We start from the raw sequence: 14,006 nt of genomic DNA, 5'->3' as shown, positions 1-14,006 counted from the left end.
GACGCCACGGCGGAGTCGCCGTACGGCGGTCCGCTCCCGCCGCCCGCGCTACTCCTGCTTCTTGCGCCGGGTCCCGAACACGATCTCGTCCCAGCTGGGTACCGCGGCGCGGCGGCCGGGGCGGACGCCGTCGGCCTCCGCCTGACGGTCCGTGGAGCCGATGAGACGGTCGCGGTGGCTGCCGACGGAGCGGGGCATGAGGACGTCCGCATAGGCGGAACCGGCGGACGCGGCAGGCGCCGGGGGCTCCTCCTCGGCCGGTTCCTCCGTCGGCTCCTCCGGTTCCTCGGAGGGGATCTCCGGGACGATCATGTCGCCCCGGAAGCTCGGTACCGCCTCCAACAGGCTGGTCAGCGAGTCCCGTTCGCGCTCGCCGGTGCTCTCCTCGGCAGGCTCGGAGGGCGGTGCGGGCAGGCTGGCGCGATCGAGAGCGCGGTCCATGGTGCGGTCTCGGGGCAACCGAGCGATGCGCGGCACGAACGGGAAGCTGGGCTCCGGCGCGGCGAGGTCGTCCGACTCGCCGATGAGCGAGCGCGCCTCGTCGTCGACGGCCTGGACGAGCCGCCGCGGCGGGTCGTACGTCCAGCTCGCGGAGTGCGGTTCGCCCGCGACCAGGTAGACGAGCAGGACCTCCCAGGTGCCGTCGTCCCGGCGCCAGGAGTCCCACTGGACGGTGTCCTTCTCGGCGCCGCGCAGCGTCAGCCGCTCCTGCACGGACTCACCGAGCTGCGGACCGGCGTTCTCGCCGGGCCGGCGGACCGGGGTCTTGCGGGCTCGCTCGGCCATGAACGCACGCTCGGCCAGCACGGGGCCTTCGAAGCGGCGTACCCGGTCGACGGGGATGCCTGCCATCTGCGCGACTTCTTCCGCTGTCGCGCCGGCACGTATACGCGCCTGGATGTCACGGGGGCGGAGGTGGCTCTCCACCTCGATCTCGATCTGGCCGAGGCGGGGACGGTCACCGCGGACGGCGGCGCGCAGACGCTCGTCGATCGGAAGCGTGTACTCCGTGCTGTCCGCAGCCTTCAGCACCAGCCGTGTGCCGTCATTCGAGACGGCCACGACACGCAGTTCGGGCATGGGGACCTCCCGGGTGGTGCCTGCCGACGTCACGTGCGTCGCTGCTTCCGCTAGTCGAGTGTGGCCTGCCCGGGTGCAGCCTGCCACAACCTTGCCGAGTTGCCCGGCGTGTCGCACGCGGGCCCTTGATCGCCGTTATGGCACGGTTATCAATTCGCCACGTTAAGTGACCAACTCCGTAACCCTGTGCAACCGGCCTCCTCCTGGCGGTCCGTGAAGGCTCCGGACATCCTGGTGGGAGACCGGACCCAGGGCTCGCAACAGTACTCCATTCGGGCCACGCACGTGGATTGGCGCGCCGCGCAACTTCTGGCGCGGGGTGCGACTTGTCGATGGGGCAAGCGCTTTTCACTACCTGGGACGTGGCCTACTTCACGCGATCACCGGAATCGGAACGATCCGCTTCGTCCGTACGTCCCTTTCTCGTGCGGTTGGTTGATCAAGTAGGAAAAGTCGATCAAGTACGGGAAAGGCAGGCAAGGACACGGAATGCGTGAACAGCCCGACGTCGATGACGAGTCGAGCGCGGCGGAGGCCGCGGAGGGGAGGAAGCGGATCGACCTGAGCCTCCCTCAGGTCGCGGGTGGTGCCGTCGCCGCCGTGGTGGCCGCCAGACTCGCCTCGTACTTCGGTGTCTACGGCACGATCCTCGGGGCGGGTGTCGTGAGCGTCGTCGCCACCTGCGGCGGCACCGTCTTCCAGCACTTCCTCAGCCGCACCGGCGAGCAGTTCCGCGAAGCCGCGGTGGTCCGTCGGCCCGGTCCGACGAGGGCCCCGGCACCCGGCGAGTACTCCGAGGGAACCGTCCACCGCGCGCGCGTGCGGGGCTGGAAACGGCCGGCCGTCGCGGCGGCCCTGGTCTTCGCCGTGACCATGGGCGGCGTCACCGCCTACGAACTGGCTTCCGGCAGCAGCTTCAGCGGCAACGGCGGTACGACCGTGGGCGACGCCCTCTCCGGCACCACCGCGTCGTCCTCGGGAGCGGACTCCGACCCGGACGGCGGCCCGGCCCCCGGCTCCACCGAACCCGCACCCGCCTCATCGGACAGCCCCGTGACCACCGGGACCGCCACACCCTCCGACGACGGCGTCCCCTCGGACTCCTCGCGGGACGACGACGGCGGTACGACGTCACCGGAGCCCACGGCGAGCGCGAGCCGGGACGCGGGTGCCGGTCAGGAGCCGACGCCCACGCCGACCGGGTCCGTCACGCCCCCAGAACCCTCCGCAAGTAGTCGTTCTGGAACCGCCGGTCAGGATCCAGCCGATCCCGCAACGCCGTGAACTCGCCGAACCGCGGGTAGACCCCGGCGAAGTAGTCGGCGTCCCGAGTGTGGATCTTGCCCCAGTGCGGCCGGCCCTCGTGCGCGGTGAAGATGCGCTCGGCGGCGGTGAAATACCGCTGGTAGGGCGAGCCCTTGACCATGTGGACCGCGATGTACGCGCTGTCGCGGCCGGAGGCGGTGGACAGGGTGATGTCGTCGGCCGGTGCGGTGCGCACCTCCACGGGGAAGCTGATCCGCAGCGGAGAGCGCTCGACCATGGCCCTCAGTTCGCGCAGCGTCTCGGTCACCGCCTCCCGCGGCACGGCGTACTCCATCTCCACGAATCGGACCCGGCGCGGCGAGGTGAAGACCTTGTAGGGGATGTCCGTGTAACTGCGCGCGGAGAGCGCCTTGCTGGACACCGTGGCGATCGCCGGGATCGTGGCAGGCACCGCACGGCCGACCCACTGGGCCGCCTGGAAGACGCCGTTCGAGAGGAACTCGTCCTCGAACCACCCGGCCAGCTGACCCACCGGCCTGCGCGGGCCCGCGCTGCGGTTGTTGCGCTTGGTGTTGGTGCTGCCGGTGTGCGGGAACCAGTAGAACTCGAAGTGCTCGTTCTCGGCCCACAGCTCGTCGAAGTCGGCGAGGACCTTGTCGAACGGCATCGGCTCCTCGCGCGCGGAGAGCAGGAAGATCGGCTCCACGGCGAAGGTGATCGCGGTGACGATGCCGAGGGCGCCCAGACCGATCCGGGCCGCCGCGAAGACCTCCGGGTTCTCCTTCTCCGAGCACGTCAGGACCGAGCCGTCGGCCGTGACCAGCTCCAGGCCCTTGATCTGGGCGGCGATGGAGGCCGACTCCCGGCCCGTGCCGTGGGTGCCCGTACTGGTGGCGCCGGAGACGGTCTGCTCCATGATGTCGCCCATGTTGGTGAGCGACAGTCCCTCACGCGCCAGCGCCAGGTTGAGCCTCTTGAGAGGGGTGCCCGCCTCGACCGTGACGGTCATGGCTTCCCGATCCACGTCGCGGATGCCGGTCAAGAGTTGAGGGCGTATCAACACACCGTCCGTCGCGGCGATCGACGTGAAGGAATGGCCCGTGCCGACCGCCTTGACCGTCAGTCCGTCCTCGGCCGCCCGGCGCACGGCTGCGGCCAGCTCGTCGACGGAGGCGGGCGTGACCTCCCGCGCGGGGCGGGAGGCGACATTGCCGCCCCAGTTACGCCACGTGCCGATCTTCCCGCTCGCTGTGCTGCTCAACGGTGCCTCCACGACCCGGCGCCGGCCTGCTGAGCCGGCGGTACCCGAGGAAACCGACCGCGACCGCGACGGCTCCGGACACCGCCGGAACCCCGTACCCGGCCCGCGCGCCCGCCGTGTCGATGACCCAGCCGGCGATCGAGGAACCCAGCGCGACCCCGACCGCGAGCCCGGTACTCACCCAGGTCATGCCCTCGGTCAGCTGCGCGCGTGGTACGTGCTCTTCGATGAGGGACATCGTCGTGATCATCGTGGGAGCGATGGCGAGGCCCGCGACGAAGAGCGCCACGGCCAGAAACGGCAAGTTCCCGACCAGTAGGAGGGGGATCATACTCACGCCCATCATGAACACGCCCAGCAACCAGCGTCGCTCGGCCGATCCCCGGGGGCGCAGCAGACCGAAGACCAGGCCCGCCACGCAGGAACCGGCCGCGTAGAGCGCCAGGACGAGGCTCGCGGCGGCCTTGTGCCCCTGCTCGTCGGCGTAGGCGACGGTGACCACGTCGACCGCTCCGAAGATCGTCCCCGTGGCCACGAACGTCGCCACCAGCACCTGCAGACCGGGCGAGCGCATCGCCGTGCCGCCGCCCTTCCGCTCGCGCGGGTGGGGCTGCGGCTCGGTGGCCCGCTGGGCGGTCAGCCAGAAGACGCCGACGGCGAGGAAGCAGGCCGCCAGCAGTGGACCGGCCTCCGGGAACCAGGCCGTGGACAGGCCGATGGAGATGATCGGGCCGAAGATGAAGCAGACCTCGTCCACCACGGACTCGAAGGAGTACGCGGTGTGCAACTGCGGGGTGCCCCGGTAGACGGCCGCCCACCGGGCCCGGATCATCGCGCCGAGGGAGGGCACCGATCCGATCGCGGCGGCGCACACGAACAGCACCCAGTCCGGCCATTCCAGGTGCGCGGCCAGCAGCAGTCCGGTCGCCGCGAGGAGCGCGACCAGCGTGGCGGGCCGCAGCACCCTGCGCTGCCCGTGCCGGTCCACCAGGCGTGAGATCTGCGGCCCGATCGCCGCCGCCGAGAGCGCGATCGTCGCCGAGAGGGCGCCCGCGAGACCGTACCGGCCGGTGAGCTGGGAGACCATCGTGACCACGCCGATGCCCATCATCGACAGCGGCATCCGGCCGATGAACCCCGCGGCGGAGAAGCCCCTGGAGCCCGGGGCGGCGAACAGGGCGCGGTAGGGGCTGGGCACGGACATCTCCGTCGGGTCCGGTCACGCGTGCGTGGCGGCTCGGCACGGCGCGAGGAAGGTGGCTCTGCGGGGCTCGGTGTGGGGGCGGCGGAGCTGCCTGGCGGGTAAGGCGCGAAGGCAGCTCATACAGCTTACGAGTTAGGCAACCCTAACGCACCCCTGACGCACCGCCCGGCGGACCCCCCGCGCCTTCCTCCGGGCGGGAGCCCCCCGCCACGACCACCCGGCGTTTCCGGGCTGTCGGCGACGGGTGGCAGGATCGAGACATGCCAGACGCGCTCGATGCCACCCCCTACGACGCCCTGCTCCTGCTCTCCTTCGGCGGCCCGGAAGGCCCGGACGACGTGGTCCCGTTCCTGGAGAACGTGACGCGCGGGCGCGGCATCCCCAAGGAACGCCTCAAGGAGGTCGGGCAGCACTACTTCCTGTTCGGTGGGATCAGCCCCATCAACGACCAGAACCGCGCCCTGCTGGAAGCCCTGCGCAAGGACTTCGCGGACCACGGGCTCGACCTGCCGGTCTACTGGGGCAACCGCAACTGGGCCCCCTACCTGACGGACACCCTGCGCGAGATGGTCGCCGACGGCCGCCGCCGCGTCCTCGTCCTCGCCACCAGCGCCTACGCCTCGTACTCGGGCTGCCGCCAGTACCGCGAGAACCTCGCCGACGCGCTGGCCGCGCTGGAGGCCGAGGGCCTGGAACCGCCGAGGATCGACAAGCTGCGGCACTACTTCAACCACCCCGGCTTCGTGGAGCCCGTGATCGACGGTGTGGTCCGCTCCCTCGCCGACCTTCCCGAGGACGTCCGCGACGGCGCCCACATCGCCTTCACGACCCACTCCATCCCGACGGCCGCCGCCGACGCCTCCGGCCCCGTCGAGGACCACGGCGACGGCGGGGCGTACGTCGCCCAGCACCTGGACGTGGCCCGGCTCGTCGCCGACGCCGTCCGTGAGCGCACCGGCGTCGACCACCCCTGGCAGCTCGTCTACCAGTCGCGCTCCGGAGCACCCCACATCCCGTGGCTGGAGCCCGACATCTGCGACCACCTGGAGGAGCGGCACGCGGCCGGGGCGCCGGCCGTCGTGATGGCCCCCATCGGCTTCGTCTCCGACCACATGGAGGTCCTCTACGACCTCGACACGGAGGCCACGGCCAAGGCCGGGGAGCTGGGCCTGCCGGTGCGCCGCTCCGCCACCGTCGGCGCCGACCCGCGCTTCGCCGCGGCCGTCCGCGAACTCGTACTGGAGCGCGCCGCGGCCGAGAGCGGCCGGGACGTCACCCCCTGCGCCCTGGGCGCCCTGGGCGCCAGCCACCAGCTCTGCCCCGTCGGCTGCTGTCCGTCCCGCGCCCCCAGGCCCGCCGCCGCCGGCGCCGACAGCCCGTACGCGTGAGGAGCGCCGTGACCGACCCCCTGCACACCGAACTGCTCGAACTGGCCGAGGAAGCCGCCCGCCGGGCCGGCGAACTGCTGCGGGACGGCCGACCGGCCGACCTCGCGGTCGCCGCCACCAAGTCGAGCCCCATCGACGTCGTCACCGAGATGGACATCGCCGCCGAGAAGCTGATCACCGGCCTGATCTCCGAGCACCGCGCCGACGACGGCTTCCTCGGCGAGGAGGGCGCCTCCAGCGAGGGCAGCAGCGGCATCCGCTGGGTGATCGACCCCCTCGACGGCACCGTGAACTACCTCTACGGCCTTCCCACCTGGGCCGTCTCCATCGCCGCGGAGCAGGACGGCGAGACCGTCGCCGGGGTCGTGGCGATCCCGATGCGCGGCGAGACCTACCGCGCCGTACGCGGACGCGGCGCGTGGGCGACCGGCGCCTGGGAGGGCGAGCGCGGGATCGCCTGCCGGCCGGCGGCCCCGCTCGAACAGGCCCTGGTCTCCACCGGCTTCAACTACGTCACCGAGGTCCGCGCCCACCAGGCCGAGGTCGCCCGGCGACTGATCCCGCTGCTGCGCGACATCCGGCGCAGCGGCTCCGCGGCCGTCGACCTGTGCGACGTGGCCGCCGGCCGCCTCGACGGGTACTACGAGCGCGGGCTGCACCCCTGGGACCTCGCGGCGGGCGACCTGATCGCCCGGGAGGCGGGCGCCCTGACCGGTGGACGCCCCGGACGGCGGCCCTCGCGCGAGCTGACGGTCGCCGGGACCCCCGGCGTCTTCGAGCCCCTCCAGCGGCTCCTGGAGGACTTCGGCGCCTGGCACGACTGAGCGCGCGGCACCGCGTCCCTGACCAGCCCGCACGGATGCGCGAAGGGGCCCCGGCGCTGGATTCGCCGGGGCCCCTCCGTCATTCGTGCGGCCTGGTCAGGCCATCGCCACACCGACCTGCACGCCGTGCTCGGCGGCGAGGCGGCGCAGGTCGTCCAGCTCGCCCTGCTCGACCTCCACGAGGAAGTCGTCGCCCTCGTCGCGAGCCCGCGTCAGGTCGGACTCGGTCGCCCTTATGCGCTGCAGAAGTCCTGCGGTGAAAGCGTCCATGCTGCGCCCCCTCGTCCTGGGTCGTGGGTCTGTGGCACGGGGGTGTGCCGATTTGGGAAGGGGCGATCACGTCTCCAGTAGGTGCCCAGCGCTGCCCGGCCGGGCGGCGACGGTGCCGGACACCCACGCCCACTCTGCGGCAAGCGGAACGCGGAGTGCCGCATGGTGCTACGGCACATGCAGAGCGTGATCGCGGGGTGTAAAGCCGTCCTCCCCCCGCTGCCTTCCGCAGAAACCTCAACCCCACGAGAAAATCTGGCATTCCCGGGCTTCACACCCGCCCTTCGGGGCCCTCCCCCCCGTCTTACCGCCGACTTATGGCCGAAAAGGGCAGGATGGAGGCCCACACTCACCACGCCCTGCCCGTGTGCGCCCACAGAGCGCTACGCGGGTGGACACAGGAAGGACAAGCGACGTGCGCGTACTCGTCGTCGAGGACGAGCAGCTGCTCGCCGATGCGGTGGCCACCGGACTGCGCCGGGAGGCCATGGCCGTCGACGTCGTGTACGACGGCGCGGCCGCACTGGAACGCATCGGCGTCAACGACTACGACGTGGTCGTCCTCGACCGTGACCTCCCCCTCGTGCACGGCGACGACGTCTGCCGCAAGATCGTCGAGCTGGGCATGCCCACGCGCGTGCTGATGCTCACGGCCTCCGGCGACGTCAGCGATCGCGTCGAGGGTCTGGAGATCGGCGCCGACGACTACCTCCCGAAGCCTTTCGCCTTCAGCGAGTTGATCGCCCGCGTGCGCGCGCTGGGCCGGCGCACCAGCCTGCCGCTGCCGCCCGTCCTGGAGCGCGCGGGCATCAAACTCGACCCGAACCGCCGCGAGGTCTTCCGCGACGGCAAGGAGGTGCAGCTCGCCCCGAAGGAGTTCGCCGTCCTGGAGGTGCTGATGCGCAGCGAGGGCGCCGTCGTCTCCGCGGAGCAGCTCCTGGAGAAGGCCTGGGACGAGAACACCGACCCGTTCACCAATGTCGTGCGCGTGACCGTCATGACACTGCGTCGCAAGCTCGGCGAACCGCCGGTGATCGTCACCGTCCCCGGCTCGGGCTACCGGATCTGACCCCGTGGCCACGACACCGGCGCCTCCCCAGGCGCCCCCGAAGCCCACCTGGGACCCCAGGAGGCCACAGGCCCCCTTCCCCTGGCTCCGTCCGACCATCCGGATACGGCTCACGCTGCTGTACGGCGGAATGTTCCTGATCGCCGGCATCCTGCTGCTGTCGATCATCTACCTGCTGGCGGCGAACGCGCTGAACGTGGGCAGCGATCTGCCCTTCAAGATCCTCGCCGGGCAGGTCGCCAGCGACATCTGCAACTTCCCGAACGAGCCGACCGCCAGCGAGCTGAACCGCGCGATGAACGAGTGCGCGAACCAGCAGCGCCAGCACGCCCTCGACGACCTGCTCAGCCGCTCGCTGCTGGCCCTCCTCGGGCTCGCCGTGATCGCCTTCGCGTTCGGCTACGCCATGGCCGGCCGCGTACTCGCCCCGCTCGGCCGGATCCTGCGCACCGCGCGCTCCGTGGCGGGCTCGGACCTGTCCCGCCGTATCGAGCTGGACGGGCCGGACGACGAGCTGAAGGAGCTGGCCGACACCTTCGACGACATGCTGGAGCGCCTGCAGCGCGCCTTCACCGCCCAGCAGCGTTTCGTGGGCAACGCCTCGCACGAGTTGCGGACGCCGCTGGCGATCAACCGCACGCTGCTGGAGGTGCACCTCTCCGACCCCGAGGCGCCGGTGGAACTCCAGCAGCTCGGCAAGACACTGCTGGCCACCAACGAGCGCAGCGAGCAGCTCGTGGAGGGCCTGCTGCTGCTCGCCCGCAGCGACAACCAGATCGTCGAGCGCAAGCCCGTCGACCTCGCCGAGGTCGCCGGGCAAGCCATCGACCAGGTGCACGGCGAGGCGGAGGCGAAGGGCGTGCGGATCCGCGGGAAGCGGGATTCGGCAACCGTCCAGGGCAATGGCGTACTCCTGGAGCGGATCGCGCTTAACCTGGTGCAGAACGCCGTGCGCTACAACGTCCCCGAGGACGGCTGGGTCGAGGTGACCACTGAGGTCCAGCACGGTCAGGCGGTTCTCGTCGTGTCCAATACGGGCCCGGTGGTCCCCGCTTACGAGATCGACAATCTTTTCGAGCCCTTCCGGCGACTGCGCACGGAGCGTACGGGCAGTGACAAGGGTGTCGGACTCGGCCTGTCGATCGCGCGCTCCGTGGCACGGGCGCACGGCGGCCATATCGCGGCCCAGCCGCGCGAGGGAGGAGGGCTCGTGATGCGAGTCACCCTGCCGCTCTGAGAACATGCCGCGACGCACATGGGCTTGTTCGCTTTAAGCGAAATTTTTAGGGCCTCGATCTGGCTTTCCCGTGTGTGATCGATCACAAGGGCGATTTTCCGGCCATCTACTCTCCGTGATCATGAATGCTGTCGGAAAGCCCGGAAACTCCGGGTTTTCGGGGGTCCCGATCACGGGAAGTACACGGTGAGGCGCCTTTGTAGTGCGGCATTCGGACCGTGTACGGTCCCGATCGCCATCCAAGCCGATCACTCTCGATGAGTCCGGTTGGGTGTCGATTGAGTAACAGACCTTGATGTGAGGCAAAATCTCCGCCTCGAGGCGGGCACAAGTCCGGCCTCTCACGCGTTACGTGCGCTGGAGACACCGCAGACACCCAGAGGGGGAGAGGCGAAATGGCAACCGATTACGACACCCCACGCAAGACCGACGACGACGTTGACTCCGACAGCCTTGAAGAACTGAAGGCCCGGCGGAACGACAAGTCCGCCTCCGCAGTCGATGTCGACGAGTTCGAGGCCGCAGAAGGCCTGGAACTGCCCGGCGCAGACCTCTCCAACGAGGAGCTGGCCGTCCGGGTTCTGCCCAAGCAGCAGGACGAGTTCACTTGCATGAGCTGCTTCCTGGTGCACCACCGCAGCCAGCTGGCCCGCGAGAAGAACGGCCAGCCGATCTGCCGCGACTGCGACTGAGGGCGGGTCGGCCGTGACTGGCTCGACCCCTCCTCGGAAGCGCCGCTTCCTCCTGTCGGGAGCGGACAAGGGACCGTCCGACGGCCCTCACGGCGTGCGTGACGACGAGCGAGGCTCATCCGGCAAGGGAGTTGCCCCTGCGGGATCGGCCTCGCTCGAAGCGGCGGGCGACGGGAGTGATCTCCCGGCGTCTGCTCAGGGCGCCGCGCCCGTCGCCAGGCGACGGGCCGCGGCGATCCGGCACAAGGCGGTGGACCTGGCCAGGGAAGGCGCCCGCAGGGGCGGCAAACGCGCCAGGGCGGGCATCGCCCACCTCGCCGACCGGATCATCGAGATGGCCCCGCGGGTCCCCGTACGGGATCTCCGGACGCTGCGTCGGCAGTTCCCCGGACTCGGGCCGGAGCAGCTCGCCGACAAACTCGTCGCGGGCGCGGCGAAAGCCACCTCGACCGTGGGCGCTGGCGTGGGCGCGGCGGCCATGCTGCCCGTACCGCCGGCGATGCCGGCCGAGATCGCCGCGGAGATCAGCGGCGTGGCCGCGATCGAGCTGAAGCTGATCGCCGAACTGCACGAGGTCTACGGTGTACGTCCCGCCGGGAACCTCGTCGAGCGCAGCACCGCGTACCTGCGCTCGTGGTCGGGCGAACGCGGCGTCGACGTACTGAAGCCCACCTCGTTCAACTCGGCCCTCGGCGGCCAGATGAAGCGCGAGCTGCGGCAGCAGATCATGAAGCGCATGGTCCGCGACCTGCCGAACCTCATGCCGTTCCTGGTGGGTGCCGCCGTGGGCGCGCTCATGAACCGCAGGGACACCAGGAAGCTGGCCGCGAAGGTCCGGGACGACCTGCGCAGGGTGCAGGTGCCGTGGGACGCGCTGCCCGAACTGCCGCCCCTGGAGAAGCCGGCGAACCCGCTGCCGCTGGAGACCGGACCCGGGGAACTCGAGGGCTGAGCGAAGTCTTCGCGCGGCGCAGGAGAAACCTTTTCCTACGCCGCGATCTTCCTCGCCTGCCTGCTGCCTGCTGCCTGCTGCCTGCCGCCTGCGTTCCGTGACGTGCGCCTGCGCCGCGATCCTTCCTTCCCGCCGCGGACCGCGAGAAAGCTCGCCTACGCCGCGGATTCCCGTGCCGCTCGCAGGGCCTCGGCCAGCCGCTGCGGTTCACGGGTCGACAGGTACAGGTAGGGCGTCGGGTCGGCCGGGTCGGTGACCTCCACGCGCAGCGCGGTGGGGATGTAGGCGCGCAGCAGCAGGAACGCCCGGGTGTCCGCCTTGTACGTGCGCCAGGCCCGCGCTTCCTCCGCGTCCAGCACCTCCGCCTCACCCAGCGCCGTCACCGGGATCCTGGCCTCACCCGCGATCAGCGAGTCGCCCACCACCCGGATGCGGAGGGAGCCGTACGAACTGGCCGCGACGGCGGCGACCGCGGTGCCGCCGACCAGCCCGCCCAGCAGTGGCAGGGTGCCGAACGGCAGCAGGATCAGGGCGAAGGCGACGCCCACGAGGCACGAGATGAACCACCAGGAGCGGGGAGCGGTGAGACGTTCGTCGTACGGGGTGGCGGAGAGCTGCATGGAACCAAGCTTGGCACGGTCCGCGACCCCTTCCCGGCTCAGGGTCGGGGTGGATGACGGGCGAGGCCTGGGGGCCGTTGGTCAGCGCTGTCGGCCAGGGTGGCGGTGGGTGACGGGCGGGCGGGTAAGGTCTGCGGCTGTGAGTGGTACTTCCGCAGCTCTTGAGCCTCCGGCCGACGCAGTGAAACCGGTCCGGCACCCCGATGCGCCCGCACCCGGCGAGCTTCTCGGCGCGCACTACGAACGGTGCTTCGGCTGCGGCGGCGGACAGCCGCACGGGCTGCATCTGGAGGCGCGGGCCGGCGAGGGAGTCACCGTCACCGCGGAGTTCACCGTGCAGCCCGCTCATCAGGGGGCACCGGGTCTGGCGCACGGCGGGGTCCTGGCCACCGCGCTCGACGAGACCCTCGGTTCGCTGAACTGGCTGCTGCGCACGATCGCCGTGACCGGACGGCTGGAGACGGACTTCGCGCGCCCCGTGCCCGTCGGCACCACGCTGCATCTCGAGGCCGAGGTGACGGCTGTGGCCGGCCGGAAGATCTACTCGACGGCCACCGGTCGGATCGGCGGCCCCGAGGGGCCCGTCGCCGTCCGAGCCGACGCGCTGTTCGTCGAGGTCGAGGTCAAGCACTTCGTCCGGCACGGGCGCCAGGAGGAGATCGACGCCGCCATGAGCGACCCGGACCGGATCCGCCGCGGCCGCGCCTTCGAGGTGAACCCGTGAGCCGTGAACCCGTGCCCGTGCTGATCCGGCGCGTCGATCCCGACGTACCGCTTCCGACGTACGCGCAGCCCGGTGACGCGGGGGCCGATCTGCGGACCACCGAGAGTCGTGAACTGGCGCCGGGGGAGCGGGCCGTACTGCCCACGGGGGTGGCCATCGCGCTGCCCGAGGGGTACGCGGCCTTCGTGCACCCCCGCTCGGGGCTCGCCGCCCGATGCGGCGTCGCCCTCGTGAATGCCCCGGGGACGGTTGATGCCGGGTACCGTGGGGAGATCAAGGTGATCGTGGTGAATCTCGACCCGCGCGAGTCCGTGCGGTTCGAGCGCTTCGACCGGATTGCCCAACTGGTTGTCCAGCAGGTCGAGAAGGTCCGCTTCCAGGAGGTCGCGGAACTTCCCGACTCGGCGCGGGCCGAGGGGGGCTTCGGGTCCACCGGTGGTCACGCCGCCGTGGGCGGCGGAAGCGGCACGAACGGTCAAGCCGCCGTGGGCGGCGCGACGGCTGGGAATCGATACGCATCGGTCGTATCCGACCGGGAAGGACAGTGACGTGTTCGGACGTCGCAAGAAGAAGGGTGCCGCCGAGGACGCGGCCGGCGAGGCCGAGCAGGTCGTCGACAGCGTCGGCACTGAGGCGGACGACACCGAGGCGGAGGGCGGGCGCGAGCGCGTCCGGCTGGAGCCGGAGCCGCGGCCGGACGGTCCCTGGGACAGCTCGGAGGTGCGCGACCCCGCCGAGGGCCGGGTGGACCTGGGTGGCCTTTTCGTGCCCGGAGTCGACGGCATGGAACTGCGTGTCGAGGTCGCCGGTGACGCGATCGTCGCGGCCACCGTCGTACTGCGCGACAGCGCCATCCAGCTCCAGGCCTTCGCCGCTCCCAAGCGTGAGGGCATCTGGGGCGAGGTGCGCGAGGAGATCGGCTCCGGCATCACCCAGCAGGGTGGCATCATCGACGAGGTCGAGGGTCCGCTGGGCTGGGAGCTGCGGGCGCAGGTACCGGTGCAGCTGCCGGACGGTACGAGCGGCTTCCACGTCGTGCGGTTCGTCGGCGTGGACGGTCCCCGCTGGTTCCTGCGCGGGGTGATCTCGGGCCAGGGCGCGGTGCAGCCGCAGGCCGCCGGTCTGCTGGAGCAGATCTTCCGGGACACGGTCGTGGTCCGCGGCGAGGGCCCGATGGCGCCCCGTGACCCGATCGTCCTGAAGCTGCCCAACGACGCCCAGATGGTTCCCGAGAGCGTCCAGCAGGACCAGGAGGAGGCGGGTTCCCGCTTCTCCGGTGGCATGGGCCAGTTGCAGCGCGGACCGGAGATCACGGAAGTCCGTTAGCCGCCCCACTGGGCCGGCAGCGTCACCAAGGGCCGCATCCCCTCCCGGGGGTGCGGCCCTTGCTGGCGTTGCGCGCACCCTTGACGGCGTATT

15 protein-coding genes are annotated in these 14,006 nt (G+C 71.1%); 10 read left to right on the top strand and 5 right to left on the bottom strand.

The genetic code is table 11. The features are described 5' to 3' along the window. Nucleotides 1–48: 48 nt before the first annotated feature. Nucleotides 49–1,080 carry a septation protein SepH gene (gene sepH, locus ACFYO5_RS33710; protein WP_356566910.1) on the bottom strand — a complete coding sequence of 344 codons (1,032 nt, stop codon included), beginning with the start codon at nucleotides 1,078–1,080 and terminating at the stop codon, nucleotides 49–51. A gap of 489 nt (nucleotides 1,081–1,569) precedes the next feature. Between sepH and ACFYO5_RS33705 the strand changes: the two genes are divergently transcribed. Continuing rightward, the gene (locus tag ACFYO5_RS33705; protein ID WP_388716233.1) at nucleotides 1,570–2,364 is read left to right on the top strand and encodes a hypothetical protein; all 795 of its coding nucleotides are present in this window, start codon (nucleotides 1,570–1,572) and stop codon (nucleotides 2,362–2,364) included. Here the strand turns inward: ACFYO5_RS33705 and ACFYO5_RS33700 are convergent. Further along, nucleotides 2,288–3,607 carry a D-arabinono-1,4-lactone oxidase gene (locus tag ACFYO5_RS33700; protein WP_388716230.1) on the bottom strand — a complete coding sequence of 440 codons (1,320 nt, stop codon included), beginning with the start codon at nucleotides 3,605–3,607 and terminating at the stop codon, nucleotides 2,288–2,290. The two genes, ACFYO5_RS33705 and ACFYO5_RS33700, sit on opposite strands and share 77 nt — an antisense overlap. Beyond that, nucleotides 3,567–4,805: an MFS transporter gene (locus ACFYO5_RS33695; protein WP_388716227.1), complete on the bottom strand. Its 1,239-nt coding sequence runs from the start codon at nucleotides 4,803–4,805 to the stop codon at nucleotides 3,567–3,569. The genes ACFYO5_RS33700 and ACFYO5_RS33695 overlap by 41 nt, the downstream gene beginning before the upstream one ends. Before the next feature lie 266 nt (nucleotides 4,806–5,071). Here ACFYO5_RS33695 and ACFYO5_RS33690 point away from each other — a divergent pair, with 266 nt between their 5' ends. Further along, nucleotides 5,072–6,199 carry a ferrochelatase gene (locus tag ACFYO5_RS33690; RefSeq protein ID WP_388716224.1) on the top strand — a complete coding sequence of 376 codons (1,128 nt, stop codon included), beginning with the start codon at nucleotides 5,072–5,074 and terminating at the stop codon, nucleotides 6,197–6,199. 8 nt (nucleotides 6,200–6,207) lie between these two features. Beyond that, nucleotides 6,208–7,023: an inositol monophosphatase family protein gene (locus ACFYO5_RS33685; RefSeq protein ID WP_388716221.1), complete on the top strand. Its 816-nt coding sequence runs from the start codon at nucleotides 6,208–6,210 to the stop codon at nucleotides 7,021–7,023. Nucleotides 7,024–7,119: 96 nt separating this feature from the next. Here the strand turns inward: ACFYO5_RS33685 and ACFYO5_RS33680 are convergent, their stop codons facing one another. Continuing rightward, nucleotides 7,120–7,293 carry a hypothetical protein gene (locus tag ACFYO5_RS33680; RefSeq protein ID WP_356566922.1) on the bottom strand — a complete coding sequence of 58 codons (174 nt, stop codon included), beginning with the start codon at nucleotides 7,291–7,293 and terminating at the stop codon, nucleotides 7,120–7,122. A 415-nt stretch (nucleotides 7,294–7,708) separates the two neighbouring features. On the opposite strand from ACFYO5_RS33680, the gene ACFYO5_RS33675 reads away from it, so the two are divergent. From ACFYO5_RS33675 to ACFYO5_RS33660, 4 genes are all read left to right on the top strand, one after another. After that, the gene (locus tag ACFYO5_RS33675; protein WP_020125132.1) at nucleotides 7,709–8,362 is read left to right on the top strand and encodes a response regulator transcription factor; all 654 of its coding nucleotides are present in this window, start codon (nucleotides 7,709–7,711) and stop codon (nucleotides 8,360–8,362) included. 4 nt (nucleotides 8,363–8,366) lie between these two features. Next, nucleotides 8,367–9,599 carry a HAMP domain-containing sensor histidine kinase gene (locus tag ACFYO5_RS33670; protein ID WP_356566924.1) on the top strand — a complete coding sequence of 411 codons (1,233 nt, stop codon included), beginning with the start codon at nucleotides 8,367–8,369 and terminating at the stop codon, nucleotides 9,597–9,599. Between the two features lie 395 nt (nucleotides 9,600–9,994). Further along, nucleotides 9,995–10,291: a DUF4193 domain-containing protein gene (locus ACFYO5_RS33665; RefSeq protein ID WP_003993510.1), complete on the top strand. Its 297-nt coding sequence runs from the start codon at nucleotides 9,995–9,997 to the stop codon at nucleotides 10,289–10,291. A gap of 13 nt (nucleotides 10,292–10,304) precedes the next feature. Continuing rightward, a complete protein-coding gene (locus ACFYO5_RS33660; protein WP_388716217.1) occupies nucleotides 10,305–11,243 on the top strand; it encodes a hypothetical protein in 939 nt (312 codons plus the stop codon). A 155-nt stretch (nucleotides 11,244–11,398) separates the two neighbouring features. On the opposite strand, the gene ACFYO5_RS33655 is transcribed toward ACFYO5_RS33660, so the two are convergent. Next, nucleotides 11,399–11,863 carry a DUF3093 domain-containing protein gene (locus ACFYO5_RS33655; protein ID WP_356566927.1) on the bottom strand — a complete coding sequence of 155 codons (465 nt, stop codon included), beginning with the start codon at nucleotides 11,861–11,863 and terminating at the stop codon, nucleotides 11,399–11,401. A gap of 139 nt (nucleotides 11,864–12,002) precedes the next feature. Between ACFYO5_RS33655 and ACFYO5_RS33650 the strand changes: the two genes are divergently transcribed. The 3 genes from ACFYO5_RS33650 to ACFYO5_RS33640 are packed head-to-tail and all read left to right on the top strand — an operon-like array spanning nucleotide 12,003 to nucleotide 13,913. Next, complete coding sequence (locus ACFYO5_RS33650) at nucleotides 12,003–12,587, top strand: PaaI family thioesterase (protein WP_388716214.1); 585 nt, start codon at nucleotides 12,003–12,005, stop codon at nucleotides 12,585–12,587. Then, entirely contained in the window at nucleotides 12,584–13,135 is a 552-nt protein-coding gene (dut, locus tag ACFYO5_RS33645; RefSeq protein WP_356566931.1) for a dUTP diphosphatase, read from the top strand. Before ACFYO5_RS33650 ends, dut begins: the two co-directional genes overlap by 4 nt. A 1-nt stretch (nucleotide 13,136) precedes the next feature. Continuing rightward, nucleotides 13,137–13,913: a DUF3710 domain-containing protein gene (locus ACFYO5_RS33640; protein WP_388716212.1), complete on the top strand. Its 777-nt coding sequence runs from the start codon at nucleotides 13,137–13,139 to the stop codon at nucleotides 13,911–13,913. Nucleotides 13,914–14,006 lie beyond the last annotated feature (93 nt).

The sequence above is a fragment of the Streptomyces sp. NPDC006259 genome (assembly GCF_042870975.1).
GTDB lineage: Bacteria > Actinomycetota > Actinomycetes > Streptomycetales > Streptomycetaceae > Streptomyces.
Note: the sequence above shows the minus strand (reverse complement) of the source record. Positions and strands in the feature narration are given on the sequence as shown.